This is a genomic window from Rothia nasimurium (genome assembly GCF_928392795.1).
In the GTDB taxonomy this organism is placed as follows: Bacteria; Actinomycetota; Actinomycetes; order Actinomycetales; family Micrococcaceae; genus Rothia; species Rothia nasimurium_F.
In genome coordinates, this window is sequence record NZ_CAKMTJ010000001.1 from 283470 (window position 1) to 309651 (window position 26182).

The 26182-nt window shown below is 61.4% G+C and carries 22 protein-coding genes and 1 tRNA gene; 18 read left to right on the top strand and 5 right to left on the bottom strand.

All coding sequences use genetic code 11. The features are described 5' to 3' along the window. Window positions 1-186: 186 nt before the first annotated feature. The 3 genes from L6963_RS01230 to L6963_RS01240 are packed head-to-tail and all read left to right on the top strand — an operon-like array spanning window position 187 to window position 2920. Complete coding sequence (locus L6963_RS01230; RefSeq protein WP_237206332.1) at window positions 187-1146, top strand: metal ABC transporter solute-binding protein, Zn/Mn family; 960 nt, start codon at window positions 187-189, stop codon at window positions 1144-1146. 5 nt (window positions 1147-1151) lie between these two features. Then, complete coding sequence (locus L6963_RS01235) at window positions 1152-2009, top strand: metal ABC transporter ATP-binding protein (protein WP_237206333.1); 858 nt, start codon at window positions 1152-1154, stop codon at window positions 2007-2009. Then, the gene (locus L6963_RS01240; RefSeq protein WP_237206334.1) at window positions 2006-2920 is read left to right on the top strand and encodes a metal ABC transporter permease; all 915 of its coding nucleotides are present in this window, start codon (window positions 2006-2008) and stop codon (window positions 2918-2920) included. Before L6963_RS01235 ends, L6963_RS01240 begins: the two co-directional genes overlap by 4 nt. Here the strand turns inward: L6963_RS01240 and L6963_RS01245 are convergent. After that, entirely contained in the window at window positions 2892-3326 is a 435-nt protein-coding gene (locus tag L6963_RS01245; RefSeq protein WP_237206335.1) for a Fur family transcriptional regulator, read from the bottom strand. The genes L6963_RS01240 and L6963_RS01245 overlap by 29 nt on opposite strands. 185 nt (window positions 3327-3511) lie before the next feature. On the opposite strand from L6963_RS01245, the gene L6963_RS01250 reads away from it, so the two are divergent. The 4 genes from L6963_RS01250 (at window position 3512) to L6963_RS01265 (ending at window position 5487) form a co-directional block, all read left to right on the top strand. Then, entirely contained in the window at window positions 3512-4162 is a 651-nt protein-coding gene (locus tag L6963_RS01250) for an MBL fold metallo-hydrolase (protein WP_237199488.1), read from the top strand. 10 nt (window positions 4163-4172) lie between these two features. Continuing rightward, a complete protein-coding gene (locus L6963_RS01255; protein WP_185174443.1) occupies window positions 4173-4598 on the top strand; it encodes an HIT family protein in 426 nt (141 codons plus the stop codon). 217 nt (window positions 4599-4815) lie between these two features. Continuing rightward, window positions 4816-5277, top strand: coding sequence for a hypothetical protein (locus L6963_RS01260; protein ID WP_237206336.1), 462 nt, complete (start codon window positions 4816-4818; stop codon window positions 5275-5277). Window positions 5278-5280: 3 nt separating this feature from the next. After that, window positions 5281-5487 (top strand): helix-turn-helix transcriptional regulator, encoded by a 207-nt coding sequence (locus L6963_RS01265; protein WP_237206337.1) that lies wholly within the window; start codon window positions 5281-5283, stop codon window positions 5485-5487. Between the two features lie 91 nt (window positions 5488-5578). Here the strand turns inward: L6963_RS01265 and hrpA are convergent, their stop codons facing one another. Together hrpA and deoD are read right to left on the bottom strand one after the other, a co-directional pair. After that, complete coding sequence (gene hrpA, locus L6963_RS01270) at window positions 5579-10009, bottom strand: ATP-dependent RNA helicase HrpA (RefSeq protein WP_237206338.1); 4431 nt, start codon at window positions 10007-10009, stop codon at window positions 5579-5581. Window positions 10010-10209: 200 nt separating this feature from the next. Then, a complete protein-coding gene (gene deoD / locus L6963_RS01275) occupies window positions 10210-10932 on the bottom strand; it encodes a purine-nucleoside phosphorylase (protein WP_237185850.1) in 723 nt (240 codons plus the stop codon). A gap of 119 nt (window positions 10933-11051) precedes the next feature. On the opposite strand from deoD, the gene L6963_RS01280 reads away from it, so the two are divergent. Together L6963_RS01280 and L6963_RS11835 are read left to right on the top strand one after the other, a co-directional pair. After that, a complete protein-coding gene (locus L6963_RS01280) occupies window positions 11052-11447 on the top strand; it encodes a hypothetical protein (protein ID WP_237206339.1) in 396 nt (131 codons plus the stop codon). Window positions 11448-11451: 4 nt separating this feature from the next. Further along, the gene (locus tag L6963_RS11835) at window positions 11452-12441 is read left to right on the top strand and encodes a GNAT family N-acetyltransferase (RefSeq protein WP_336603535.1); all 990 of its coding nucleotides are present in this window, start codon (window positions 11452-11454) and stop codon (window positions 12439-12441) included. A gap of 230 nt (window positions 12442-12671) precedes the next feature. On the opposite strand, the gene L6963_RS01295 is transcribed toward L6963_RS11835, so the two are convergent. Then, window positions 12672-12744, bottom strand: a tRNA-Arg gene (locus tag L6963_RS01295). 121 nt (window positions 12745-12865) lie between these two features. Between L6963_RS01295 and L6963_RS01300 the strand changes: the two genes are divergently transcribed. From L6963_RS01300 to L6963_RS01340, 9 genes are all read left to right on the top strand, one after another. After that, a complete protein-coding gene (locus L6963_RS01300; RefSeq protein ID WP_237206340.1) occupies window positions 12866-13780 on the top strand; it encodes an alpha/beta hydrolase in 915 nt (304 codons plus the stop codon). Window positions 13781-13790: 10 nt separating this feature from the next. Continuing rightward, window positions 13791-15452, top strand: coding sequence for an arginine--tRNA ligase (gene argS, locus L6963_RS01305; protein WP_237206341.1), 1662 nt, complete (start codon window positions 13791-13793; stop codon window positions 15450-15452). Further along, entirely contained in the window at window positions 15453-16937 is a 1485-nt protein-coding gene (locus L6963_RS01310; protein WP_237206342.1) for a diaminopimelate decarboxylase family protein, read from the top strand. Window positions 16938-17123: 186 nt separating this feature from the next. Beyond that, complete coding sequence (locus L6963_RS01315) at window positions 17124-18410, top strand: homoserine dehydrogenase (RefSeq protein WP_272878931.1); 1287 nt, start codon at window positions 17124-17126, stop codon at window positions 18408-18410. Between the two features lie 12 nt (window positions 18411-18422). Continuing rightward, entirely contained in the window at window positions 18423-19439 is a 1017-nt protein-coding gene (gene thrB, locus L6963_RS01320) for a homoserine kinase (RefSeq protein WP_237206343.1), read from the top strand. 313 nt (window positions 19440-19752) lie between these two features. Next, window positions 19753-21843: a transcription termination factor Rho gene (rho, locus tag L6963_RS01325; protein WP_237206344.1), complete on the top strand. Its 2091-nt coding sequence runs from the start codon at window positions 19753-19755 to the stop codon at window positions 21841-21843. A gap of 15 nt (window positions 21844-21858) precedes the next feature. After that, window positions 21859-22941, top strand: a complete 1083-nt coding sequence (gene prfA, locus L6963_RS01330; protein WP_135011527.1) for a peptide chain release factor 1 — start codon at window positions 21859-21861, stop codon at window positions 22939-22941. A 2-nt stretch (window positions 22942-22943) separates the two neighbouring features. Continuing rightward, window positions 22944-23867, top strand: a complete 924-nt coding sequence (gene prmC, locus L6963_RS01335) for a peptide chain release factor N(5)-glutamine methyltransferase (RefSeq protein WP_237206345.1) — start codon at window positions 22944-22946, stop codon at window positions 23865-23867. Window positions 23868-23882: 15 nt separating this feature from the next. Further along, window positions 23883-24956, top strand: a complete 1074-nt coding sequence (locus L6963_RS01340; RefSeq protein WP_237209108.1) for an L-threonylcarbamoyladenylate synthase — start codon at window positions 23883-23885, stop codon at window positions 24954-24956. Here the strand turns inward: L6963_RS01340 and L6963_RS01345 are convergent. After that, entirely contained in the window at window positions 24953-26026 is a 1074-nt protein-coding gene (locus L6963_RS01345) for an NAD-dependent epimerase/dehydratase family protein (protein WP_237206347.1), read from the bottom strand. The genes L6963_RS01340 and L6963_RS01345 overlap by 4 nt on opposite strands. Between the last annotated feature and the right edge of the window lie 156 nt (window positions 26027-26182).

Sequence of the window (26182 nt, forward strand, 5' to 3'; positions counted from 1 at the left end):
TGCCGGTGCGCGGACGCCCGCCTCGCCTTTCCTGCCCCGTGGCAGGGAAGGTAGGACGGGCGTCCTTATATTCCTAGCGGGGCGCGGGTGTGATGCGGTGTACGTACTTTTTATTTGCGAACCGTTCGCAGAAAGGAGTAGGCTGGCAGAAGCCCTATCCCTTACTGCGTACCAAAGGACAGCGCCATGCGAAAGATTTTCCCCACCGTCTCACTGCTTGCCATATCGGCGCTGGCCCTCTCTGCTTGCGGGTCAAGCGGGACGAGCGCGTCCTCGTCCTCAAACGACGGAACCCTGCAGGTCGTCACCACCACCGACGTCTATGCCGATGTGGTGGCGGCAGTCGGCGGCGATAAAGTAGAGGTCACCCCGCTCATCGCCTCAACCGCTGTGGACCCCCACTCCTACGAAGCCACCAGCCAGGACCGCCTGACCGTGAAAGACGCTGACCTGGTTGTCGTCAACGGCGGCGGCTACGATACCTTCCTCACCGAAATGGCCGGCACCGATAACCCCGACCAGATTGTGGTGAACGCGGTAGAACTCTCGGGCCTCTTTAGCGCCGACGACCTGGCCCACATGGCAGAAGAGCACAGCACCACCGGTGAAGACCACTCTGACCACGTGCACTCCTACAACGAGCACGTCTGGTACGACCTGGACACCATGAAGAAGGTAGCTAATCAGGTGGCAGCCGACCTGGCTGAGCTCGACCCCGCCAACGCGGACGCCTACACCAGCGCCGCTGCAACCTTCTCCACCGACGCTGACCAGCTACTTGACCGTCTCAAGGCTATCGACACCGAAGAACGTACCTACCTGGCAACCGAGCCGGTCTCGGGCTACATGCTGGAGGACGCCGGTTTCACCGACTCCACCCCGGCAGATTTGACCGCAGCGGTCGATAGCGAAAGCGATATCGCCCCCCTGACCCTGCAGGAAGCCAAAGACGCCCTCACCGGCGGCAGTATCGACCTGCTGGCCTTCAACGAGCAGACCCAGACCGCCCAGACCACCGAAATCTATACCTTCGCCCAGGAAGCCGGAGTTGCCAGTGTCTCCTTCACCGAGACCCTGCCCGAGAATACCGGCTACGTGGACTGGATGACCCAGAACATCGACAACCTAGAAAAGGCAGTAGCATAAAGCCTATGGCTCACTCTTCTACCCAGCTCGCCCCCGCCCTTACGGTGACCGGGGGCGGGCTTTCCTTTGGCCACCGTACCCTGTGGCAGGACCTCAACCTCACCGTGGAACAGGGCGAATATTTTGCCGTCCTGGGGCCCAACGGCTCGGGCAAATCGACCTTTATCAAGGTCATTTTGGGTCTGACCCAGCTGAGCGCCGGCAAAATTTCGGTTCTGGGTGCCCCTGCCCGCCTGGGGAACCCCGGCGTCGGCTACATTCCCCAGCAGAAGGCAATTGGTACCGAGATGCCCCTGCGGGCCCGCGATTTTGTGGGGCTGGGAGTGGACGGCCACCGCTGGGGCTTCCGTATGAAGAACCGGGCCTACCGGGAGAAGGTTGACTCCCTGCTCGATGCGGTCGGTGCCAGCGACTACGCCAACGTGCCGGTGGGGCTTCTATCGGGCGGCGAGCAGCAGCGCCTGCGTATCGCCCAGGCCCTTGCCAATGACCCCAAGATTATCCTGGCAGATGAGGCCCTGCTTTCTTTGGACCTCAACCACCAGTACGCCGTCTCAGACCTGATTCACCGCTATAACCGGGATCACGGGGCTACAGTCGTTTTCGTGACCCACGAGATCAACCCCATTATCGACCATGTAGACCGCCTGCTCTACCTCGCGGGAGGACGCTTCACCGTGGGGTCGGTGGAGCAGGTCATGCGGAGCGAGGTGCTCACCGACCTCTACCAGACCCCGGTATCGGTGATACAGACCAACGGCCGCTACGTGGTGGTGGGCGGCGAGCACGGGGAGCACCACTGCGCCCTGGAAACCGACCACCCCCAGCTACTTGCACCCGTGAAAGGGGTAGATAACCGATGACTTTTGCGGACTTTATGGGCAAGGTCTTTGTCTTTGACCGCTACGGTGAGCTGGTGGCCCTGCTGAGCCAGTCCATTATCGCCGGGGCTATCTTGGGTGTTATCGGTGGCTTTGTAGGGCTCTTTGTGATGCTCCGCCGTCACGCTTTTGCGGTGCACGCCATCGCCGAGATGTCTTTTGCCGGAGCTGCCCTCTTCCTGCTCCTGGGCTATAACGTGGTCACCGGTTCCCTGGTCGGCTCCATTATCTCTGCCCTGCTGATTGCCCTGATGGGCGCCCGGGCCCACGAAAACGATTCAATCATCGGTGCCCTGATGCCCTTTGGTCTGGGGTTGGGAATCCTCTTCCTCTCCCTCTACTCGGGCAGGGCAGCGAACAAGTTCTCGCTACTGACCGGTCAGATTGTTTCTGTTGACTCTGCCCAGCTGACCTCTATGATCATCGGTGGGGTAGTGATTATTGCGGCCCTGGCCATCATGTGGCGGCCGCTCATGTTCGCCTCGCTTGACCCGGTGGTCGCCTCAGCCAAGGGAGTGCCGCTGAAGGCTCTTTCCATTGCTTTCATGATTGTGCTGGGTATTGCCACAGCTCTGTCGGTGCAGGTGGTGGGCTCCCTGCTGGTTCTGGCCCTGCTGATTACCCCGGCAGCGGCAGCCCTGCAAATCACAGCCTCACCCCTGCGCGCCCTGATTCTTTCAGTGCTCTTTGCAGAAACAGCCATGGTGGGCGGTATTCTCCTGGCCCTGGCAGGCTCCCTGCCTATCAGCCCCTACGTGACCACCCTGTCCTTCCTCATCTTCGTGGTCTGCCGCCTGGTGCGAGCCGTCCGCCAACGCTATTCAGCCTCGGGGCGCGTCCGCTCATCTGAAGCCGCAGTAGCACCTAGCCCTGCTGATGGGCAGAGCAGTTAGCGCAGACCCCGGTAATCTCAATGACGTGCTTGACCTCGGTGTAGCCGTTCTTTGCCGCAATCGCCAGGGCTAGCTCTTCAAGCTCGGGAATCTCAAATTCCCGGGCAGCCCCACAGATACGGCAGAGCAGGTGATGGTGGTGGTGCTCAGAGTCGCAGCGGCGGTAGATAGCTTCGCCGTCCTCGGTCTTGAGGGCCTCTACCTCACCGGTGCCCACCATGGACTGCAAGAGACGGTAGGTGGTTGCCAGCGACACCTTATCACCGCGCGAGAGCATGAGCTGGTGCAGGTCTTGAGCAGAAATAAAGTCTTCGAGGGTTTCGAGGGTTGCGGTGACTGCCCGGCGCTGTTTAGTGTTGCGAATTTCGGTGGGCTTGCTGGCTGACGACGCTGAGTTGGTGTTCACGGGTCATTCCCTCGTCTAAAATCGGTCTCTCTCTGTGCCTACTGTACACCAGGTTTCCCTGGGCAGAAACGGCCCTCGCGCGGGGCGAAAAACAACGTTTTCAGGTAACAGCGTATGTGTTCAGCAGAAAGAAACCGTCAGCTCCAACTAGTCTGACTGTGGTGGGAGCTACTAGGGTGGTAGGTATGAAACTTACGAAATACACCCACTCCTGCGTCAGGCTCGAAAAGGACGGCGCCGTGCTGGTGCTCGACCCCGGAAACTTCTCCGAGGTCGAGCAGGCGCTGGACGGGGCCCACCATATTCTGGTCACCCACGTGCACCCCGATCACTTCGATGAGGGCAAGGTGGTTGCTTTTCTGCGAGAAAACCCGCAGGCCACCATTCACGCCCCCGCCGCTGTCATTGATACCGTTCTTGCGGCCCTGCCCGAGGCTCTTGCAAAGTCAGTGGAAGCTGATGGGGAGCTGACTCTCTCGTCCTTCTCTATCAAAACCTTCGGTGGCAACCACGCTGTCATTCACCCCCTGCTACCGGTGATCGATAACGTGGGCTACCTGATTGACGATAATCTCTTCCACCCGGGGGATTCTTTTGTGGTGCCCCACGGCATTGAGGTGGGCACTCTGCTGGTGCCGATTCATGCTCCCTGGAACAAGATCCAGGAGGTTATTGACTTCATTATCGCTGTGCGCGCTCCGCGGGCCTTCCAGATTCATGATTCACTGCTTGCCGAAAACGGTCGAAACATGATTATTGGCCATGCAACCAACTTTGGTCAGAAGTACGGCACCACCTTTGAGTACCTGGCCCCCGGCCAGTCTGTAGAGATTTAGGAGTAAGCCCATGAGCACTGTTTTTACCAAGATTATTAACCGAGAACTGCCCGGCCGTTTTATCTGGGAGGACGAGCAGGCAGTTGCCTTCTTGACCATCGAGCCCTTCCAGTACGGCCACACTCTGGTGGTTCCCAAGGCTGAGATTGACCACTGGGTTGACCTACCCGAGGAGCTCTCTGCCCACCTCTTTGATGTGGCTCAGAAGGTATCGAAGGGTCTGATGAAGGCTTTTGACCCCACCCGCGTGGGCATGATTATTGCCGGTTTTGATGTGCCCCATACCCATATTCATGTGTGGCCCGCTGTTGACCAGAGCGAGTTCACCTTCGAGCAGGCTAACCGTAACCCCGATGCGGCTGCCATGGATGAGGCTGCTGAAAAGCTGCGGGCAGCCCTGACCGAGCTGGGCTACGGCGACTCGGTAGCTTCCTAGCCCCCTCCGCCAGGTAGGTACCATCTAAATCAGAAAAACCCACCAACTAGGTGGGTTTTTCTGATTTAGATGGTCTTTTCTGGTGTAGTGGCTGAGTGTCTGGGGCGTAGGGGCCGACGGCCTAAAAATAAGTAAAGTGTGTTTGACATAGCTTCGCGCCTGTATGTAAAGTTTATTTCACATCAACTGTAAAGTAACCTTTACATAAGGAGATAGCATGAGCATCGACAAGACCCAAAGCACCTGGGGCCGTTCTCGCTTCGGTGGTAGCCAAGCAACCCTGATACTTGTCAGTATTCTGGGTGCAACTGCACTGGCCCAGCTACTGGCCTGGGGCATTATTGTCATTAGTTCTGAGCAGGTCACCTGGTGGTGGGTGCCGGTTGCCTCGTTAGCTTTTATTCCGGTGTTAGCCGCCACCTTCTGGGTAGTTTTGGTCGACCGAAACACCGTTAAAGGAACCACCCGCAACCCAGAATCCAGCATCGAAAACCACTGGTACGGAAAGGCAGCGGAAACTACCTTTCACCTCATGATTGCAGTGATGGGGCTGGGTGCCGGGGCTTTCGCTATCTTCGACTGGCAGGTATCGCCGTCCCTTCTGCTGGCGTCCGTCACCGTGCTGGCCATGCTGGTCTTCCTTGTGAGCTACCAGGTCTACAAGCGTAAGGGTGCATAGCCCGTGCAGAACCAGCTCAAAGAACTACGCGCTGAGCGGGGCTACTCTCAGCAGCAGCTCGCCGACGTGCTCGGAGTGTCACGCCAGACCGTCATCTCAATTGAAAAAGGACGTTTCGACCCGTCCTTGCCCCTGGCCTTCCAGCTCGCTGAAGTCTTCGGGTGCCGGATCGAGGATATTTTCTTTCCCGATGCACCCGAGAACAACTAGAAGCGAGAAATGACCAGGAAAATCGGAAAAACCCACCAACGAGGTGGGTTTTTCTGATTTAGATGGTACCTAGGGCAAGGGACGGGCGGGCCTAGGCGTTCTTGATAGCCTCCATGGCTTCGCGCAGGGCCTTAGCCACCCGCTTCTCACTGACCGTGTAGGCGGTGCCGAGTTCCTGGGCGAAGAAGCTGACGCGCAGTTCCTCAATCATCCAGCCCACCTGCTCCAGCTCGGGAGTCGGCACCGTGCCCCCTGGCAGGGACTGCACGGCCTTATCGTAGGCGTCCTCAAGTTCCTGCACGGTCAGCATGAGCTGGTTATCCCGGTTGACGTTGGGCCCCAACTTTTCAATGCGCTTGGAGATCGCCTTGAGGTAGCGGGGCAGATGGTGTAGCTGAACCGCACCGGTCTCGGTTACAAACCCCGGGTAGACCAGGTTCTCCAGCTGGCTCTTCATGTCGCTCATGGCGTGAATGACAGCAAGCGAGGTGGACTTCTTAATGAGCTTCTGAACCTTAGCTGTTTCCGACAGAATATCGGCAACTAGCTTGGTCATCACGAAGACCGTGTCAATGAGATCAGCCCGCACGCTATTGAACAGGGCAGTGTACTCCGCCCTGGTAAAAGGCGGGGTAGCGGGTACCAGCTGGTCAATAGCAGCTACCGTGCAGTCACTAATGAGGGCTTCAATTGACCCGTGGGGGTTTTGCGTAAAGACCAGTTTTTCGCGGTTGTTCAGGTGCTCCGAGACGTAGCGCTCGGGCGAGGGAGTATTGAGTTTGAGCAGGCGAATCACGCCCCCGCGCTGGGCTCGGGTAGCTTCAGCCTCGGTGGGGAAGATCCGCACAGCAACGGACGCCCCCTCATCCACCAGGGCCGGGTAGCCTGCCACCGTCTGGGTAGCAATGACGCGCTCGACCTTGCGGGGGAGATCCTGCTCCGGCCAGTCGGTTAGGCCCGAGACTTCCCGCACGGCCTTGCTGCCGGGGCCCACCGGGGCGGACGCCTGGGCCCCCTTGGCCCAGGGCACGGCGCTACCAGCGGTGCTGGGAGCTGCAGGGGGCACCGACTTGCTACCGGCGTCCTGGCCCCCCTTCTTACCTGCAGCAAGAGCCGCCATCTTGCCCATGGTCTCGGGGCTTGCGCCCAGAGAAGCTGCCAGGGCGGAACGAATCTCAGCGTGCAGAATCCCCTGGAGTTCAACCAGGTCCTTACCCTCACCCAGAATCTTGTTCTGGTGGTTGCGCACCTGGAAGGTAAAGCGCAGGTGCTCGGGCACAGCCTCCCAATTAAACTCGACCGGGTCTACCACGTGCCCCCGCAGGCGGCGCAGCACCAGGGCCAGGGACTCAGTGAGCGAGTCGGTAGCGGGGGAGTAGTCGGCGTTGAGCTTCTCGACGGCCTGGCGGGCAACGTCCGGTGCCGGAACAAAATTCTTGCGAATCTGCTTGGGCAGGGACTTAATCAGGGCCGTCACCAGCTCCTCCCGCAGACCCGGAATCAGCCACTCAAAAGGAGCCGGTTCAAGCTGCCCTAAGAAGAGCACCGGAACCTGCACCGCGATGCCGTCCGTCTGCGTCTGAGACGAGCGCACCCCACCAATCTGCACGCTGGGGGCGTACTCGTAGCGCAGGTCAAGGGCCAGCTCCCCGCCGGAGGTGCGGGCAGTCCAGGTGCGGGGGAAGAGGGACTCGTCGTAATCGGCGGCCTCTTCGTCGATCAGGTTTTCGGGGGTGAAATCCAACAGATGCTCATTGACCCGGCGCTCTTCCTTCCACCAGCGGTCAAAGTGGCGCTCAGAGACAACGTGCTCGGGTATGCGGGCGTTATAGAAGTCGAAGAGGACAGCGTCATCGACCCGCAGGTCGCGGCGGCGCAGACGAGCCTCAAGCTCCTCAACCTCAGCCAGAGCCTTCTGATTGCGGGCAAAGAAGCGGTGGCGGGTCTGCCAATCGCCCTCTACCAGGGCAGACTGAATGAAAATCTCGCGGGCAGCTACCGGGTCAACCCGCCAGTACTGGATACGCCGGTCGGCAATGATAGGCAGCCCAAAGAGAGTGACCTTCTCATGAGCCAGCACCGAACCCTGGCGGGCAGACCAGTGAGGGTCAGAATAAGAGTGCTTGAGCAGGGGACCAGCCAACTCTTCCACCCACTCGGGCTCAATCTGCGCGTTCACGCGCGCCCACAGGCGGGACGTCTCTACCAGCTCAGCAGATACCAGCCAGACCGGATTCTTCTTAAAGAGGGCAGAGCCCGGGAAAATCGCGAAGCGGGTTCCGCGCGCCCCCCGGTACTCGTGGCGGTTCTGCTCATCCTGCATGCCGATATGTGACAGCAGACCTGAGAGCAGTGACTTGTGCACCTCGGTCTCACTGGCAGCCGGGTCAATATCGCGCCCGCCCTCAACCGTAATACCGGCCGAGCGGCCAATCTCCCGCAGCTGGGCAAAGAGATCCTGCCACTCCCGAATCCGCAGGAAGTTCAGATACTCCCGGTGGCACATCTTACGGAACTGGCTCGACGACAGCTCTGCCTGCTTTTCGTTGATGTACTGCCACAGCAGCAGATAGGAGGTGAAGTCTGACTTCTCATCCTTATAGCGGGCGTGCAGGGAATCGGCCTCGCCCCGGTGCTCGGCGGGGCGTTCGCGGGGGTCCTGAATGGTCAGGGCAGCAGCCAACACCATAATTTCCTTGGCAACCCCGCGTTTAGAGCCCTCAACGATCATGCGGGCCAGGCGGGGGTCAACCGGCAGGGCTGCCATAGCCCGTCCGGCCGCAGTCAGCGGTGAGGACGGACGCCGCCCCCCTCTACCGCGTGCCCCGCGCGTATCGCGGGGGAGGGCGTCCGCACCCTCACGGCCGGGGGTAGCAAGAGCTCCTAGCTCGCGCAGCAGGTTAACGCCGTCGTTGATAGCGCGGGTTTCGGGCGGCTGAACGAAGGGGAACTTCTCAATATCGGCGGGGGACTTAACCACGCCGATTGCGGTCATCTGCAGAATGACCGCGGCCAGGTTGGTGCGGAGAATCTCGGGGTCGGTGAACTCGGCCCTGGCCTGGAAGTCCTCTTCGGAGTAGAGGCGGATGGCGATACCGTCAGAGACACGGCCACAACGGCCCGAACGCTGATTGGCTGAGGCCTGCGAAATACGCTCGATGGGCAGGCGCTGCACCTTGGTCCGCGCGGAGTAGCGCGAGATACGGGCGGTACCGGTATCGATCACGTACTTGATACCGGGCACGGTCAGGGAGGTTTCAGCCACGTTGGTTGCCAGTACGATACGGGGCCGGCCACCGGGTTTGAAAACCTTGTGCTGCTCAGCCATCGACAGGCGGGCGTAGAGGGGCAGCACCTCGTAGTCGGCCAGGCGGCGGGTGGATCGCACCATATCCTCGATAGCGTCGGCCGCGTCGCGGATTTCACGCTCGCCCGAGAAGAAAATCAGAATGTCGCCGGGGGCTTCTTCAGAAAGCTCCCGGATGGCGTCAAGCACGCCCTCAATCGGGTCGCGGTCGTCGTCCTCGAGGCCGTCACCGGCGTCCGCCTCGTCTTCCCCGCCGTCGCCGGTGCGGGGTTCGCTGAGGGGCCGGTAGCGGATCTCAACCGGGTAGGTGCGCCCGGAGACCTCGATGATAGGCGGGGCATCGTCGGGCAGGGTTGCCTCGGCGATTTCTTTTTCTTCGGCACTGAGGCTGTCATCGACGATGCCGACACCGGGCACAAAGCTGGGGGAGAAATGGCGGGCGAAACGCTCGGGGTCGATGGTGGCTGAGGTAATGACGATTTTCAGGTCGGGGCGCTGCGGCATAATGCGCTTGAGGTAGCCCAGAATGAAGTCAATGTTGAGGGAACGCTCGTGAGCCTCATCAATGATGATGGCCGAGTACTGGCGTAGCAGCCGGTCGTTCTGAATTTCGGCCAGCAGAATACCGTCGGTCATGAGCTTGATAGCGGAGCCTTCACCCACCTCTGAGGTGAAGCGCACCTGGTAGCCCACCGTTTCGCCGATTGTCTGCCCCAGTTCTTCGGCGATGCGTTCAGCCACCGATCGGGCGGCCAGACGGCGGGGCTGGGTATGGCCAATCATGCCCTTTTCTGCCAGCCCCAGTTCAAGGAGCATCTTGGGGAGCTGGGTGGTCTTACCCGAGCCTGTTTCACCCGCGACGATGGTGACCTGGTTGTCGCGGATAGCTGCCATGATGTCGTCCCTGCGGGCAGAGACGGGCAGGGCCTCGGGGTAGGTGATTTTTTCGGGAATCAGCGGGGTGTAAGGGCGGCGCTGGTTCGGTTTCTTCCCGCCCTGCTTGCCCCGGGGTGCTGAGCTGCGGACGCGACGCTGGGAGCGGGCGGGAGCGTCCTTCCCCTCACGAGATTCGGACGCCTGCTTCCCCCTGCCGCTGCGCTTTTTGGCAGGCTGGGGTTCGGCGGGCTCGGAAGCGCGGACGCCCGCGCTGTGCATGGCAGCGGCGATGGCAGACAACGAGGGGGCGGGGGTGCGGGAAGAATCTGAACTAGACATACTGCCCTCTATTTTAGGGCAGAGCAGCTGCTACGGGGCAGGTTTCACTGGGCGCGTGAAGCCTATCGACTATAGTCGACAAAAACTTCAAAAAGGAGAAGTTTATCGACCATAGTCGATAAACCCTGGTTAGGAACAGTCGCGCCCCGCCCTCCTGCCGGTGGGCAGGGGAGCGGGGCGTGGGCGTCCTGACAGAAAAGTTAGAGGCTGGCAGCGACGGGCAGGACGAGCTCCATCATGTCGGTGAAAGCGGTCTGACGCTGCTCGGCGGTAGTCTCAACACCCTTGAAGAGGTGGTCTGAGACAGTGAAAACAGAGAGGGCCTGCACACCGGCGGCGGCAGCCACAGCGTAGATACCGGCGGTTTCCATCTCAACAGCCAGCACACCCATCTCAGCCCACTTAGAGGCGTCAGAGAAATCAGAGCGGTAGAAAACGTCAGAAGACAGCACGTTACCCACGTTGAGGGTCTTGCCCTGGGCCTCGGCCTCCTTGGCCACAGCCGACAGCAGGGGCCAGGATGCGGTGGGGGCAAAGGTGCCGGGGAGCTTGTAGTGGTGCATGAAGTTGGAATCGGTCGAAGCTGCTGAGGCCACGACTAGATCAAAAAGGTCAAGGCCCTCAGCCATGCCACCGCAGGTGCCGATACGGATCAGGTTCTTCACGCCAAAGGTGTGAATGAGTTCGTGGGCGTAGAGGCTGGCCGAAGGGATGCCCATGCCGGTGCCCATGACCGAAATGCGCTGGCCCTTGTAGTCGCCGGTGAAGCCGAACATGTTGCGTACGGTGTTGAACTGCACGACGTTCTCAAGGTAGGTATCGGCAATGAACTTGGCGCGCAGCGGGTCGCCGGGCAGCAGGATGGTTTCGGCAATTTCAGCGCCGTTCGGAGCAATGTGCGGGGTATTGACGGCTTCTGCCATGTCACTCTCATTTCTGGTGCGAAAGGGTGGGGTTTTCGCCCCTAGTCTACCCGGCTTCATATAAGCAACCCTGCTTAGTAATTTGGTAGGCTGGGAAGGAATGCCGAAAGGAGTATTCAATGAAGAAAGCACTCTACCTCACCCTGGTCGCAGCTTTTGGTGCCTCGATTAGCGGTGTCATCGGTCTGTTGCGGGCCTTCGCGCTCCCAGAGCAAGAACTGACGCCCTATCTTATCGGTATGACGATTGGGGCAGTTGCCCTGACTTTCATCAGCCTAGCTGCCCTGCGCTTCCCCGGTCCCGACCTTCACCTAATCTACCGTCGACAGTTTACGGATCGCCCCTCCGGGGCCTTCCTGCTGGGCGCGGTGTTCGGGCTAGGAATAGGCCTACCCCGTATCGACCCGCAGGACTTTATCTTCGATGCTATCTTTTCTATCATTTTTGCCCTGGTTATCGGCGTGATAGCAGCAGTCTGGGTTGCCTTCCGTCGGCCTGCTCCTGACCTAAACTAGGCACATGGAGCTACGCTACTGGGCACTCACCGACGCCCCTGACCTTTACTCGATTTACCGCACATCATCAGGCCTCGAGCGGCAGATGCCAGCCCTCGCCAGCGAAGAGGACGCCCGGAACCTCATCGAAACCAGCTACCTACCGGCTGAAAACCGGGCTATTTTCTGCCTCAGTGACGAGGGACGGCCCGCAGGGCTCATCGGGCTGAACTTTACGGCCCGCAGCGATACCGGAGCCTGGGACAGGGCCTGGGTCTACTACTGGCTAGCTGACCCCTATCGCGGGCAGGGCTACACAAAAGCGGCTCTCACGGCGGTGTGCGCCTGGGCCCTGGGCGATCCCAACCCCGCACCAACCCTACCTACTCTCGATACCGGCCTGCTGGCGTCCCTACCCTCACCCCGCCTCCGCCGTCTGGAACTGGGCTACCGCGCCAACAACCCCGCGAGCGGAGCCGTTGCCGCCGCTGCCGGGTTCCAGGTTGAAGGGATTGAGCGGGAGAAGTTCCTCTACGCCGGGCAGACCTACGACGCGGTGATAGCCGCTAGGCTCCGCAAGGACGGACGCACCCCGGCTAGCCAGCACCACCACGAGGCAGTTTCCCGCCCCGGCTTCCACCACGTTGAACTCTGGACCGAATCCCTGGCAACAGCCCTACCATCCTGGGCCTGGCTCACCCAGCAACTAGGGTGGACGACCTACCAGGAGTGGCCCGGCGGAATCTCCTGGCAGGCTCATGATGGCTCCTACCTCGTCCTCGAAGAATCCCCCGATACCACCGGCCCCCATAACCGTACCCACGCTGGGCTCAACCACGTGGCCTTCACAGTGCCGTGCGCGGCCTTGCTCGATAAGCTCCGTAGCGAGGTTGCCAGCCACGGCTGGAGTGAACTCTTCGCAGACCGATATCCGCACGCAGGCGGCCCCGACCACTACGCCCTCTACCTCGAAAACAAGCAGGGGTTTGAAGTGGAACTCGTCGCCCCAAACTAACCCGCACTTAGTCTGAAAACCCCGCAACTAGTTGCGGGTAAAACAGAACAAATGCGGGGAAGAAGGCGGACGCCGGGCACAAAAAGAGAAGGTATGCCAGCGCTTCGCGCATTCTGGCTCTGCTTATGTTTAGCCGGCTAAAAGGCCCCACTGGGGCCTTTCTTCACGCCGGGCACAAATAGAAAAGACCTGCCAGCGCTTCGCGCATTCTGGCAGGTCTTTTCTATTTGTGCCCTCGAAAGGATTCGAACCTTCGACACCCAGCTCCGGAAACTGGTGCTCTATCCACTGAGCTACGAGGGCAACACTGAACCTTCACAATAGATAGTGAAACTCAGACCTGATTACTCTATCAGAAACCCCGCCCCACAACACAAACCGATTACAGTAGGAACAAAGACCAGCGCACCGAAGGGCTGAATCAATGACCACACTCACCGGCAACTACGCGGGAACCAACCACCCCTCCCAGACCTTTGACTTCTACCCGCCCAGCGCACCCACCGGTGAACACCACCCCGTGCCCCTACTCATCTACGTCCACGGCGGAGCCTGGCGATTCGGCGACAAATCCTCCTTCCTGCTAGCCGATAACGGTCTACACCGCATCCGCGAACGCTTCGCCCACGCCGGCTACGCCACAGCCTCTATCAACTACCGGCTTAGCCATGAGGCCCTCTTCCCCGCCCAAATCAACGACCTCAAAACAGCCATCCGTTACTTCAAAACCAGGGCCGAAGACTTCGGAATCGACCCCAACCGTATCGTCCTCGCAGGTGGGTCAGCGGGCGGGCACCTGGTCCAACTGGCCGCCGCCACAGGCCACCTGAACGAGCCCTACCTCGAAGGCCTCTCAGCCAGCGTGCTCGCTGCCCGCACCATCGCAGGTGAGTCGGATTCGTCCGTCCTCTGTGCCGTCTCAATCTACGGGGTCAGCGACCTGCGCACCATCTTCGACGACCGCGTGGCCTGGGGCTTCCCCTACGACCACCCCGAAGATGACGGCGCCGAATGGCGCCTACTTGGCTCCACCTACCCCGCCCCGGCAGGTAGCCCAGCAGAGGTTAACTGGGCCAAAGCCCACCCCATCGACTACGCCCAAGAAGCCCAGAGAACCGGCGAACGTACCCACGCACCGGTCTATTACATCCACGGCACCGCAGACACCTGCGTGCCGCCCAACCAGTCCGTCGAGGCCCACCGTGCCCTCTCAGCCGCCGGAATCGCCACCGAACTGACCCTGATTGGCGGGGCGGAGCACTCCGACCCGGCAATCTACGCCAGCGAGAGCACCTGGGAACATATCATTCGCTGGGTAGGTCTACAGCTCACCCTGTAGACTTGACCCTATGACTCCCGAAGAACTCTCAAGTGCAATTGACGGCGCGCTGACCGCAGCGTTTGAAGCCGGTGAACTGACCCTAACCGACGGCGAAACCGCCCCCGCTGTGCGCGTAGAGCGCCCCAAGAACCGCGACCACGGCGACTGGGCCACCAACATCGCCCTGCAGATTTCCAAGAAGGTTGGCCTCAACCCCCGAGAGGTAGCCCAGATCCTGGCCGCCCGCATCACCGAACTTGCTGGTGTAGCAAGCGTTGATATCGCAGGCCCCGGCTTCCTCAACATCACCCTGGACGCCGCCGCGGCGGGTGAGCTGGCCAAGACCATCGTCGAGCAGGGCTCAGCTTTTGGCACCAATGAGACCCTAGCCGGCCAGACCATCAACCTGGAGTTCGTCTCAGCTAACCCCACCGGCCCCATCCACCTGGGTGGCACCCGCTGGGCCGCCGTCGGTGACTCCCTGGCCCGCATCTTCATCTCCCAGGGCGCCAAGGTCGTGCGCGAATACTACTTCAACGACCACGGCAACCAGATTGACCGCTTCGCCCGCTCCCTGCTGGCCCGCGCCAAGGGTGAAGCCGCCCCCGAGGACGGCTACGGCGGTGAGTACATCACCGATATCGCCAACCGGGTGCTAGAGGTCCGCCCCGACGCTCTTGAGGCTGAAGATCCCCAGGAAGTCTTCCGCGCTACCGGTGTTGAGTTCATGTTTGAGGACATCAAGGCCTCCCTGCATGACTTCCACGTTGACTTCGACGTTTACTTCCACGAGAACTCCCTCTTTGAAAACGGCAAGGTAGATGAGCTGCTTGAGAAGCTCAAGGAGTCCGAGAACCTCTACTTTAAGGACGGCGCCTGGTGGCTCAAGTCCACCGACTTCGGCGACGACAAGGACCGCGTGGTTATCAAGTCTGACGGCAATGCCGCCTACATCGCCGGTGATATCGCCTACTTCCAAGACAAGACCAAGCGCGAAGAGAACCCCGCTGATCTGGCGATCTACATGCTGGGTGCTGACCACCACGGCTATGTAGCCCGCCTCAAGGCCGCTGCCGCTGCCCTGGGCGATGACCCCAACATGGTTGAGGTCATGATCGGCCAGATGGTTAACCTGGTCAAGGACGGTACGCCCGTGCGTATGTCCAAGCGCGCCGGTACCGTGGTCACCCTTGAAGATCTGGTTGAGATTGTTGGCGTGGACGCTGCCCGCTACTCCCTGACCCGCTACTCGGTTGACTCCAACATCGATATCGACCTCGACCTGCTGACCAAACAGTCCAACGAGAACCCGGTCTTCTACGTGCAGTACGCCCACGCCCGCACCTGCGCTATTGCCCGCAATGCTGAGGCAGCCGGCGTCACCACTGACTCCGTCGATACCTCCCTGCTGAACTCAGAGGCAGATTCAGCCCTGCTGGCTGCCCTGGGCCAGTTCGCCGGTGCCGTCAAAGAAGCCGCTGACTTCCGTGAGCCCCACCGCGTGGCCCGCTACCTGGAAACCCTGGCCGGTGCCTACCACCGCTGGTACGGTGTCTCCCACGTTGCCCCCAAGGGCGATGAAGAGGTCACCGACCTGCACCGCACCCGCCTGCTGCTGAACAACGCTACCCGCCAGGTATTGGCCAACGGCCTGGGCCTGCTGGGTGTAAGCGCACCGGAGAAGATGTAAATGGGCGCAGAAGCCGCACTGTTCAAGCCCGACTGGCTGAGCTACCCGTCCGCCCCGGCCGACCTTGACCCGGTGATTTGGATGCCCTCCTTCACCCGCTCCAAGACCGGCGAACTTGAGGTAGACGGCATCCCCGTCAGCCGCCTGGTCGCTGACTTCGGAACCCCCGAATACGTCTTTTCTGAGACCACCTTCCGCGCCCGCGCCGCTGAATTCCGTTCCGCTTTCGAGACGGCCTTTGAGAAGCACGGGGCTGAGGTCTCGGTCTACTACGCCGGTAAGTCCTTCCTGGCGACCGCCGTGGCCAAGTGGGCTGAGGAAGAGGGCCTGTGCCTCGATACTGCCAGCGGCGGGGAGCTGGCGATTGCCATGCGGGCCGGGGTGCCCGGTGCGAAAATCGCCCTGCACGGTAACAACAAGTCGGCGGGCGAGATTGCCCGTGCCCTACGCTACGGGGTAGGACGCCTGGTGGCCGACTCGGTGCCCGAGGTGCAGCTGATTGCGCAGGTGGCAGCCGAGCTGGGCGTCACCGCCCCGGTCATGCTCCGCGTGACCCCGGGCGTCCACGCCTCGACCCACGACTTCATTGCTACCGCCCACGAGGATCAGAAGTTCGGTCAGTCTCTGGCAGCCGGTACCGCGCCGCTGGCAGGTCTGTCGATGGAAGAGCTGACCGAGCTGGGAATTACCGCAGATGATGCCTACGCTACCGTGGCTGCTGCTCTGGCCCTGGCCAGTGAGCACATTGACCTGCGCGGTTTGCACTGCCACATCGGCTCCCAGATTTTTGAGGCCGAGGGCTTCGGTAAGGCCGCTGAGAAGGTGCTGACCTACATGCAGCAGCTCAACGAGCGCTTTGGCGTGGTGCTGCCCGAGATTGACCTGGGTGGCGGCTACGGTATCGGCTACACCGAGCAGGACACCCCGCGCGGTTCAGCCGATATTGCTACCGAGCTGGCTGACATGGTCTCTAAGACCTGCGCCAACGTGGGTATGGCCATTCCCCACCTCTCCTTTGAGCCGGGCCGCTCCATCTCGGGCCCTTCGGGTATCACCCTTTACACAGTCGGTACCATCAAGGATGTGGCGATTGAGGACGAGAACGGGGACACCCGCGTGCGTCGCTACGTCTCGGTCGACGGTGGCATGAGCGATAACCCCCGCCCGGTGCTCTACGAGTCCGACTACGCCGTAACCCTGGCTAACCGGGCTCCGGCAGGGGAACAGGTCCTGACCCGCGTGGTGGGTAAGCACTGCGAATCCGGCGATATTGTGATTCGCTACTGCTACCTGCCGGCTGACCTGGCAGCGGGAGACATTCTGGCTGTTCCGGCCACCGGTGCCTACAACCACGTTATGGCCTCGAACTACAACTACCTGACCCGCCCGCCGGTCATCGCTACGGCGGAGGGCAAGGAACCGCGCGCTATTATCCGCCGCGAAACTGAAGAAGACATGCTGGCCCGAGACCTGGGTCTAGTTTAGGGTTCTTCATCAGGACGCCGCCTGCCAGCCTCCCTGCCTGCGGGCAGGGGAGCGGTGGGGCGGCGTCCTGCCATCAACCACTCCGTGAGAAAATAAAGTTCATACTCTGGGTTATGCTGTCTTACCCGCTAGCATGGTGAGCGTACCCCCTGAACCTACATTTCCCATCTACGTCAGGAGACGCTCTTGGGCAACACCACCATCAAAGTAGCGCTACTGGGCGCCGGTAACGTCGGCTCGCAGGTAGCTCGTATGCTGACCGAAGACGCTGAGTCATTGCAAGACCGCATTGGTGCACCGGTTGAGCTCATCGGTATTGCCGTGCGCGATACCTCGGCTAAGCGCCACTACGAGGCCGCCCCCGAGCTCTACACCACCGATGCAGATGCTCTGATTGATGCTGCCGATGTGGTCATTGAACTGACCGGTGGTATCGAGCCTGCCCGAACCCGCATCCTGCGCGCTCTGAACGCCGGTAAGTCGGTTGTCTCTGGCAACAAGGCTCTGCTGGCCAAGCACGGGGTGGAGCTGGCAGCAGCTGCCGCCAAGAGCGGGGCCCAGCTCTCCTACGAGGCCGCCGTCGCCGGTGCTATCCCCATCCTGCGCCCTCTGCGCGATTCCCTGGCCGGTGACCAGATCACCCGCGTGCTGGGTATCATGAACGGCACCACCAACTACATCCTGGACCAGATGGACACCACCGGTGCCCAGTTCTCCGACGCCCTGGCCGAGGCCCAGCGCCTGGGCTACGCCGAAGCTGACCCCACTGCCGATATCGAGGGCCACGACGCCGCCTCTAAGGCCGCAATCGTTGCCTCCCTGGCCTTCCACTCTGACTTCACCATCGACGACGTCCACTGCGAGGGCATTACCTCCATCACCGCTGACGACGTGGCGGCAGCCGCTGCCGACGGCTATGTCATCAAGCTCCTTGCCGTTTGCGAAAAGGACGGCGAGGGCGTCAACATCCGCGTGAACCCCACCTTGGTGCCCCGCAGCCATCCGCTGGCCTCCGTCCACGGGGCTTTCAACGCGGTCTTCGTACAGGCTGAAAATGCCGGTGAACTTATGTTCTACGGGCCCGGTGCCGGTGGTGCCCCCACGGCCTCCGCAGTACTAGGTGACTTCGTTTCCCTGGCTCGCCGTCTGGTGTTGGGCGGTCCTGGCATTCCCGAGTCCTCTTTTGCTCAGCTAGCAGCAACCCCCATGAATGACGTGGTTTCCCGCTACTCGGTGGGCATCGTGGTAGAGGATAAGCTGGGGGTTCTGGCTAACATTGCCCGGATCTTCGCTGAACACGGGGTTTCCATCGAGACCATGCGCCAGGCCAAGGGGACCGGCGACGGCACCAGCGCCTCCATCCGCATCGTTACCCACCGGGCCACCGACGCTAACCTGCGAAAGACCATGGCGGTAGTCGATGCCCTCGATACCGTCCGCGATATCACCTCCGTTATCCGTGTAGAAGGCTAAACACCGATTCTTATGTCACTTCCCATGATTGACGGCTCAGACGAGCCCTTCGTCCAGCCCGATGAAATCCCCGTTGGCGCGCGCGTGACCGTCAAGGTCCCGGCCTCATCAGCTAATCTTGGCCCCGGTTATGACTCCCTGGGGCTGGCGCTAGCCCACTACGATGACCTGACGGTCACCCGTGTGCCGGGGGTGGGGGAGTTGACCTTTGATCTGACCGGTGAAGGTGCAGATGAGGTGCCTCGGGATGCCAGCCACCTAGTCGTCAAGGCTATGGTGGCTGCCTGGAAGGCCGTGGGGCTCTTCGAACTGCCCTCCCTGCATATTCAGGCCCACAACCGTATTCCGCACTCTCGCGGTATGGGCTCCTCCGCTTCAGCAATCGTGGCTGGCGTGACCGCAGCCAACGGCCTCTTGCCAGAGCAGCACCAGCTAGATGCTGAAACCGTGCTGCAAATCTGTTCGGGTATGGAAGGGCACCCCGATAACGTCGCCCCCTCCCTCTACGGCCATGTTGTGATTTCTTACGGGGACGACTCTGGCTGGCACTCCCTGCCCGTACCGGCTCACGAGAACGTACTGCCGGTCATCGCAATTCCTGACTACGAGGTGCCGACCAAGGTGGCTCGCGGTCTGATTCCCGAGACCGTTCCCCACCGGGAAGCCGCCGCCAACTCCGGCCGAGCTGCCCTGCTCACCCAGGCCCTGGCGTCCTACCCCGACTATCTCCTGCCCGCTACCAGCGACCTGCTGCACCAGTCCTACCGCGCCGTCGCCATGAAACCATCGGCTGCCCTGGTCAAGTACCTGCGCGGCAAGGGCTTCGCTGCGGTAATCTCGGGGGCCGGCCCCACCGTCATGACCCTAGCAAACGGGGCGGACGAACGCGCCCGGGTGCGCGAGGCCATTGAGGCCTTCGCCACCGAGAGCGAGCCTAACCAGCACGAGAATAGAGCGGTGAGCTGGCGGGTGCTCGATATCGATATCGACACCAATGGTGTTATGCTTACTTATGAGGAAACCGCCTAGGGCGATTCGGCCTCTTTGTGGCTGGGTACGTCTGAGCCGTCCTCATCCCACGGTTAAGCAGGTCTGTAGAAGCCTCAGCGCCTCATAGCCTTTCACATTCGCCCCGCTCACGTAGCCGAGGCAATCCCCACCGGGAGTACCGCCTACCGTTTGGTAACCGGGATACCGGTATTCGGTCATCTGCTATTTTCGCTCACTAGCGGCTTTAGCGCCTGACCTCCTTGAATCAATCACTCGCCCGCTCTGGGCATGGCACATCTGTTGTGCCAGAACAAACCGCGAAATCAACGACATTTCGAGAGAAGGAATCTTCGTGGCAGAAAACACCGACCTGACCGCAGGTACGGAGGCCGCAGCAGCGGCTGAGCAGAAGTCCCCCAGTCTGAGCACCCTCAAACTCGCTCAGCTCCAGTCCCTGGCTTCCCAGCTAGGTATTACCGGCGCCCGCCGCATGCGTAAATCAGACCTGGTTGAGGCTATTTCAGCCCACCAGCGTGGCTCAGCTGTAGCCGACCGTCCTGCTGAAACCGCAGATCAGGCAGAGAAGCCTAAGCGCACCCGCACCCGCAAGACCGCAGCCGAGAAGGCTGCCGAAGCAGAAGCTCCCGCCGAGGCTCAGCCCGAGGCAGAGAAGCCTAAGCGCACCCGCAAGACCGCAGCTGAAAAGGCTGCCGAAGCAGAGCAGCCCAAGGGGCCGGACGCCGCCGAAGCCGCTGACGCACCTGCTGAAGCTACTTCTGAGAAGCCCGCTACCAAGCGTCGCGGTAACCGCCGCGCCACCAGCTCAACCGTAGCTGCTGAGGCCCAGAAGGAAACCAAGCCCGATACCTCTGCCCTTGAGGCGGTTGAAGCTGCCCTTGACGGTCTGGAGTCTCAGAAGGCTGCCCGCAACGAGCAGAACGAGGGCGAAGAGGGTGCCAAGCGCACCCGTACCCGCACCCGTACCGACCGTCGTCGCAAGAACGAGGGCGAGAACGTTGATTCCGCCGAGCAGAACGACACCTCCGCTGAGAACGGCGAGAAGAACGAGCGTTTTGAGCGCAAGAACCGTCGTGACCGCAACGACCGCGATAACCGTCAGGACCGCGGCGACAAGCAGGAGCGCGACAACCGCGACCGCGGCGGCAAGAACGACCGCCAGAACAACAACGGCCCCGATGAAGACCGCCGTAACAACCGTAAGAACCGCCGCGACCGTCAGGCAGAGCGCCGCGAACGCCGTAATAACCGCCGCGATGACTACGAGCCCGAGATCAGCGAAGACGATGTACTGATTCCCGTTGCCGGTGTGCTCGACGTCCTCGATAACTACGCTTTTGTGCGCACGTCCGGTTACCTGCCCGGCACCAACGACGTTTACGTTTCCCTGGCCCAGGTCAAGCGTTACGGCCTGCGCAAGGGCGATGCTGTGGTCGGTACCATCCGCGCCCCCCGCGAAGGCGATAACAACAACCGCCAGAAGTTCAACGCCCTGGTACAGCTGACCTCCATCAACGGTCTGACTCCCGAAGAGTCCAAGGGCCGTCGCGAGTTCAACAAGCTCACCCCGCTCTACCCCAAGGAGCGCCTGCGCCTGGAGACCGACCCCAAGAAGCTCGGTACCCGCGTTATCGACCTGATTGCCCCCATCGGCAAGGGCCAGCGTGGTCTGATCGTGGCGCCTCCCAAGGCCGGTAAGACCCTGATGCTACAGTCCATCGCTAACGCGATTACCACCAACAACCCCGAGGTCCACCTCATGATGGTTCTGGTGGACGAACGCCCCGAAGAAGTCACCGATATGCAGCGCACCGTCAACGGTGAGGTCATCGCCTCAACCTTTGACCGCCCGGCAGATGACCACACCACCGTTGCCGAGCTCGCCATCGAGCGTGCCAAGCGTCTGGTGGAGCAGGGCCGCGACGTCGTCGTCCTGCTGGACTCCATGACCCGCCTGGGCCGTGCCTACAACCTGGCAGCGCCCGCTTCAGGCCGCATCCTCTCCGGTGGTGTAGATGCAGCTGCCCTCTACCCGCCCAAGAAGTTCTTCGGTGCTGCCCGCAACATCGAAGAAGGCGGCTCACTGACCATTCTGGCGACCGCCCTGGTCGAGACCGGCTCCAAGATGGACGAGGTCATCTTCGAAGAATTCAAGGGCACCGGCAACATGGAACTGCGCCTTTCCCGCCAGCTGGCAGACAAGCGTATCTTCCCCGCCATCGACCTCAACGCGTCCTCAACCCGTCGCGAAGAGGCCCTGCTCTCACCCGACGAGGTCAAGATTATGTGGCGCCTGCGCCGCGTGCTGGCCGGCATGGACCAGGAGCAGTCCCTGTCTGTTCTGCTCTCCAAGCTACGCGAGACCCAGTCCAACGTCGAATTCCTGCTCACCGTTGCTAAGAGCGGCCTGGGCCACGGCGAATAAGGAAAGGACATCACCGTGATTGAATCTATCCAGGGTCTGCTCGACGAGCACGCAGACCTCCAGAAGCAGCTGGCTGACCCCGCCGTCCACGCTGACCAGGGCAAGGCCCGTAAGCTGGGTCGCCGCTACTCAGAGCTTAACGGCATCGTTGAAGCCTACAACCGCGTCAACACCCTGCGCGACGACATCGAAGCTGCCCGCGAGATGGCTGCCGAAGACCCCGACTTTGCTGACGAGGTCAAGGAGCTTGAAGCCCAGCTGCCCGAGGCTGAAGAGAAGCTGCGCCGTCTGCTGATTCCCCGTGATCCGGACGACGGCCGCAACGTCATTCTCGAAGTCAAGGGTGGCGAAGGTGGCGACGAGGCCTCCCTCTTTGCTGCTGACCTGCTACGCATGTACACCCGCTACGCCGAGTCTAAGGGGTGGAAGACCGAAATGATTTCCTCCCAGACCACCGACGTGGGCGGCTACAAGGATGCTCAGGTAGCTATCAAGGGCACCTCGAATGACCCCGCGGAGGGCGTCTGGGCCCACCTCAAGTACGAGGGCGGCGTGCACCGCGTGCAGCGTGTTCCGGCGACCGAGTCCCAGGGCCGTATCCACACCTCAGCTGCCGGTGTGCTGGTCTTTCCCGAGGTTGATGAGCCCGAGGAAATCGAGATTAATCAGAACGACCTGAAGATTGACGTCTACCGTTCATCAGGCCCCGGCGGGCAGTCGGTGAACACCACCGACTCCGCTGTGCGTATTACCCACCTGCCCACCGGCATCGTGGTTGCTATGCAGAACGAGAAGTCACAGATTCAGAACCGTGAAGCTGCTATGCGCGTGCTCCGTGCCCGCCTGCTTGCCTGGCAGCAGGAGCAGATTGACGCCGAGAACGCCGAGAAGCGCCACTCCCAGGTGCGCACCATGGACCGTTCAGAGCGCATCCGCACCTACAACTTCCCCGAAAACCGTATTGCCGACCACCGCACCGGCTACAAGGCCTACAACCTGGACGCTGTGCTCAACGGTGACCTTGAGGCTGTTGTGCAGTCCGCTATTGAGATGGACGAGGCTGCCCGCCTTGAGAAGCTCGGTCAGGAAGACAAGTAAGCGTGGCTGATTTTAGCCTGGAGCCCGGCGAAGAGCTTGATTCAGCCCTTCGCCGGGCTGCGCTCTATCTTGGCGCAGCCGGTATTGACTCAGCTGCGGTGGACGCGCAGCTTCTTGCCGCTTATCTACTGGAGAAGGACGCCGGTGAGCCGGTATCGCGGGGCCGTGTTCAGTCCCTGGCCCTGCTGGGACATCCGGCACCTGAGGGCTTTGCCCGTCTGGTGACCCTGCGCGGTGAGCGCCTGCCCCTCCAACACCTGACCGGCCAGGCCCACTTCCGGGGCCTGACCCTGTCGGTAGGGCCGGGGGTTTTTGTGCCCCGACCCGAGACCGAGCTGCTGGTGGAGCACGCCCTCACCGCCTACCGGGGCATGGCTGAGGCCCTGCCCGCCCAGCCCCTGGTGGTTGACCTGTGTACCGGGTCAGGTGCCATTGCAGCTGCCCTTGCTACCGAGCTAGCCGCAGATGAGCAGGTGCCGACCCCACGCGTCCTCGCCGTTGAACTCTCAACCGACGCTGCCGCCTGGGCCGAGCGTAACCTGGGCCCAGCCGGGGTGGAACTGGTAGCGGGCGATGCCCGCACGGCCCTACCCGGCTACGAGGGAACCGTGACCCTAGTGGCTTCCAACCCGCCCTATATCCCTGCCGGGGCAATTCCTAAAGATCCAGAGGTTCGCGACCACGACCCGGCCCTGGCTCTTTACGGCGGGGGAGAGGACGGCATGGAGCTACCTACCGCCATCGCAGCCCGAGCCTATGCTCTTCTTGCTCCCGGTGGCTACCTGATTATGGAGCACGCCGAAACCCAGCGGGAACTGATGCGGCAGGCCCTTGCCGCCGTCGGCTTTGAAGGTATCGAATCTATTGATGATTTCGCGGGTAAACCCCGTCACACCTCGGGCTATAAACCGCTACCAGGCACCTAAGAATGTGAAAGAATAATGAGCGTGAAAGCAACCATTGTTAGTGCAACCGACCCTGAGACCCTGGGTGACGCCATCGCGACCGCCAACTCAGCAATCGGCGCAGCCAAGACCATCGTGATTCCTACCGACACCGTGTACGGTATCGCCACCGACGCCTTCTCCGTTGCGGGCGTTGGGAACCTGCTTGCCGCTAAGGGCCGTACCCGGCAGATGCCCCCGCCGGTACTCATTTATGACCAGTCTGTGCTGCCGGGTTTGGCCGATGAGATTTCTGAGGACGCCCGCGCCCTGGCTACCGAGTTCTGGCCCGGTGCTCTCACCCTGATTTTCTATTCTCAGCCCTCCCTGAACTGGGACCTGGGCGAGACCCAGGGCACCGTTGCCCTGCGTGTGCCTAACGACCCTGTAGCTATTGAGCTTCTGAAAAACCTGGGCCCTCTGGCTGTTTCTTCAGCCAATAAGACCGGGCGCCCGGCAGCTACAACCGCCCAGGAAGCTATGGCCCAGCTGGGCGATGACGTAGCCGTTATCTTTGACGGTGGACCCCGCCCCGAGAACCGTCCTGAGGGCTTTGAAGCCAAGGATGCCCTGCCCTCCACCATCGTGGACTGCACCTCTGACCGCCTGGTCGTGGTGCGCGAGGGTGCAATTTCAGTAGAGCGCCTGCGCGAGGTCGTGCCCGGTGTGCTAACTCGCGCCGAATTTGAGGCCCAGGAGAAGGCCCGCCGCGAGGCACCAGAAGCTCCTCTAGTCGCTGCAACGGAGGCGGTGGAAGACACCGAGTTCTCACCGCGTCATATGGACGAATCTGCTGCTGATGAGGTGGAGGATACTCCCGGGCGCCAGGCTGCTGCACCCGCTGCCGGATCGCTCGCTGCGGGTCTGGTAGGCGGCGCTAGCGGTACCGCCGCAGTCGACCAACGCCGCACAGCAAGCGCTCACTCGCCTGAGACCCGCGTGGTGAAGGACGATACTAAGCCCTACTCGGTAGCTGATGCCCGTTCGCTGGTATTCGGCACCCAGAAAGAAGCCCCCGCCGAGCCACTAATCGAAGCGGATGGCGAGGGCAACGAAACTCCTACCGTCTAGTTTTCAAACTTGCGGTCCTGCCTGGTGCCTAGCGCGCTGTGGGCGGTGCGAAGCACCTCGCTCACCCGTGCTTGGGGTACCAGGCCATTTTTTTGAGCCCATGAATCGTCGATATCCTGGCCGAACCACATCACCTCAACCCGGCGGACGGGCCCGGTTAGACGGTCCCCCAGGAGCTCAGAGACCCTGTAGCCGGTGGCTACCAGAGCCCGGCAGAGGGGGGCCGGTAGGTGTAGGGGGCGGCGGCGTCCTGCGTCAATAAGGACGGACTCGGTGGTTGCCCCTTCCCAGGGCTGCATTACGATGGCGGGCAGAGGGCCGGTGAAACTGGCTACCCGGTAGACGAATTCTGCCAGGGCGTAGTTGGAGGAGACCGGGGTACGCCGCGGGGTGCGCCCGGCGACGGACGCCAGTGGGGAGGAAGCAATTTTTGCGAAAGCCTCGGTGGTGCGGCGACCACGGCCCTGCACACTCGTGGCCCGGATAATGCAGATATCGACTGCGTGATCCCCGGCTACAGCGACGGGGGAGTGAGAAGGAGCCGCCGGGAATTCTGACGCTTCAGAGCCGGGAGCCTGCCCCTGAGCCGCTGTTTCTTCGATAAAGGCCCGCAGGGCCAGAAGTACTTCTTCGCCCAGGGCCTTTGAGAAAGAGTAGGCAGAGAAAGGCTGTGTTTCTTCGCTCGGAGTGAGCGTAGGAACAGGCCCAAGCACAGCTGCCGAGCTGAGGTGAATCACCCTGCTGACACCGGTGCGCTGGGCTGCGATAGCGATAACGGCAGGGAGTAGGGCATTTGCGCCCAACAGGGGAGCTAGGTCTTCCTGATCAGGGGCAGCCAGGCCCGAAGCATTGATGACAACCTCGCACCCTGCGAAAGACTCGGCGAGAGTGTCGATGATACCGTCCAGCTGACGGGCCTCGCGAATGAGCTGCTCAGCTTCGGCCGTGCGGGTCAGCAGGCGGGGAGCTTCAACAGCATCAACCTGAACACCTTCAGCAGCCAGTCGGGCGACAATCGAAGATCCCACAAACCCGCTTGCCCCAATTACTTTCCATGTGGCCTGAGTCATGCCTTTGCTCCGTCCGTGTAGTGGTTACCGGTAGGTCGTCTGCGACCCTACCCCTAGGGTGACACAGGTCAGGCAGAAATACACGTAGGACAGGCTGTAAAGGGGTGCGCTTCGGGGTAGCTGGTCGCTGGCGCTGGGCTAATCCACAGGTGAATT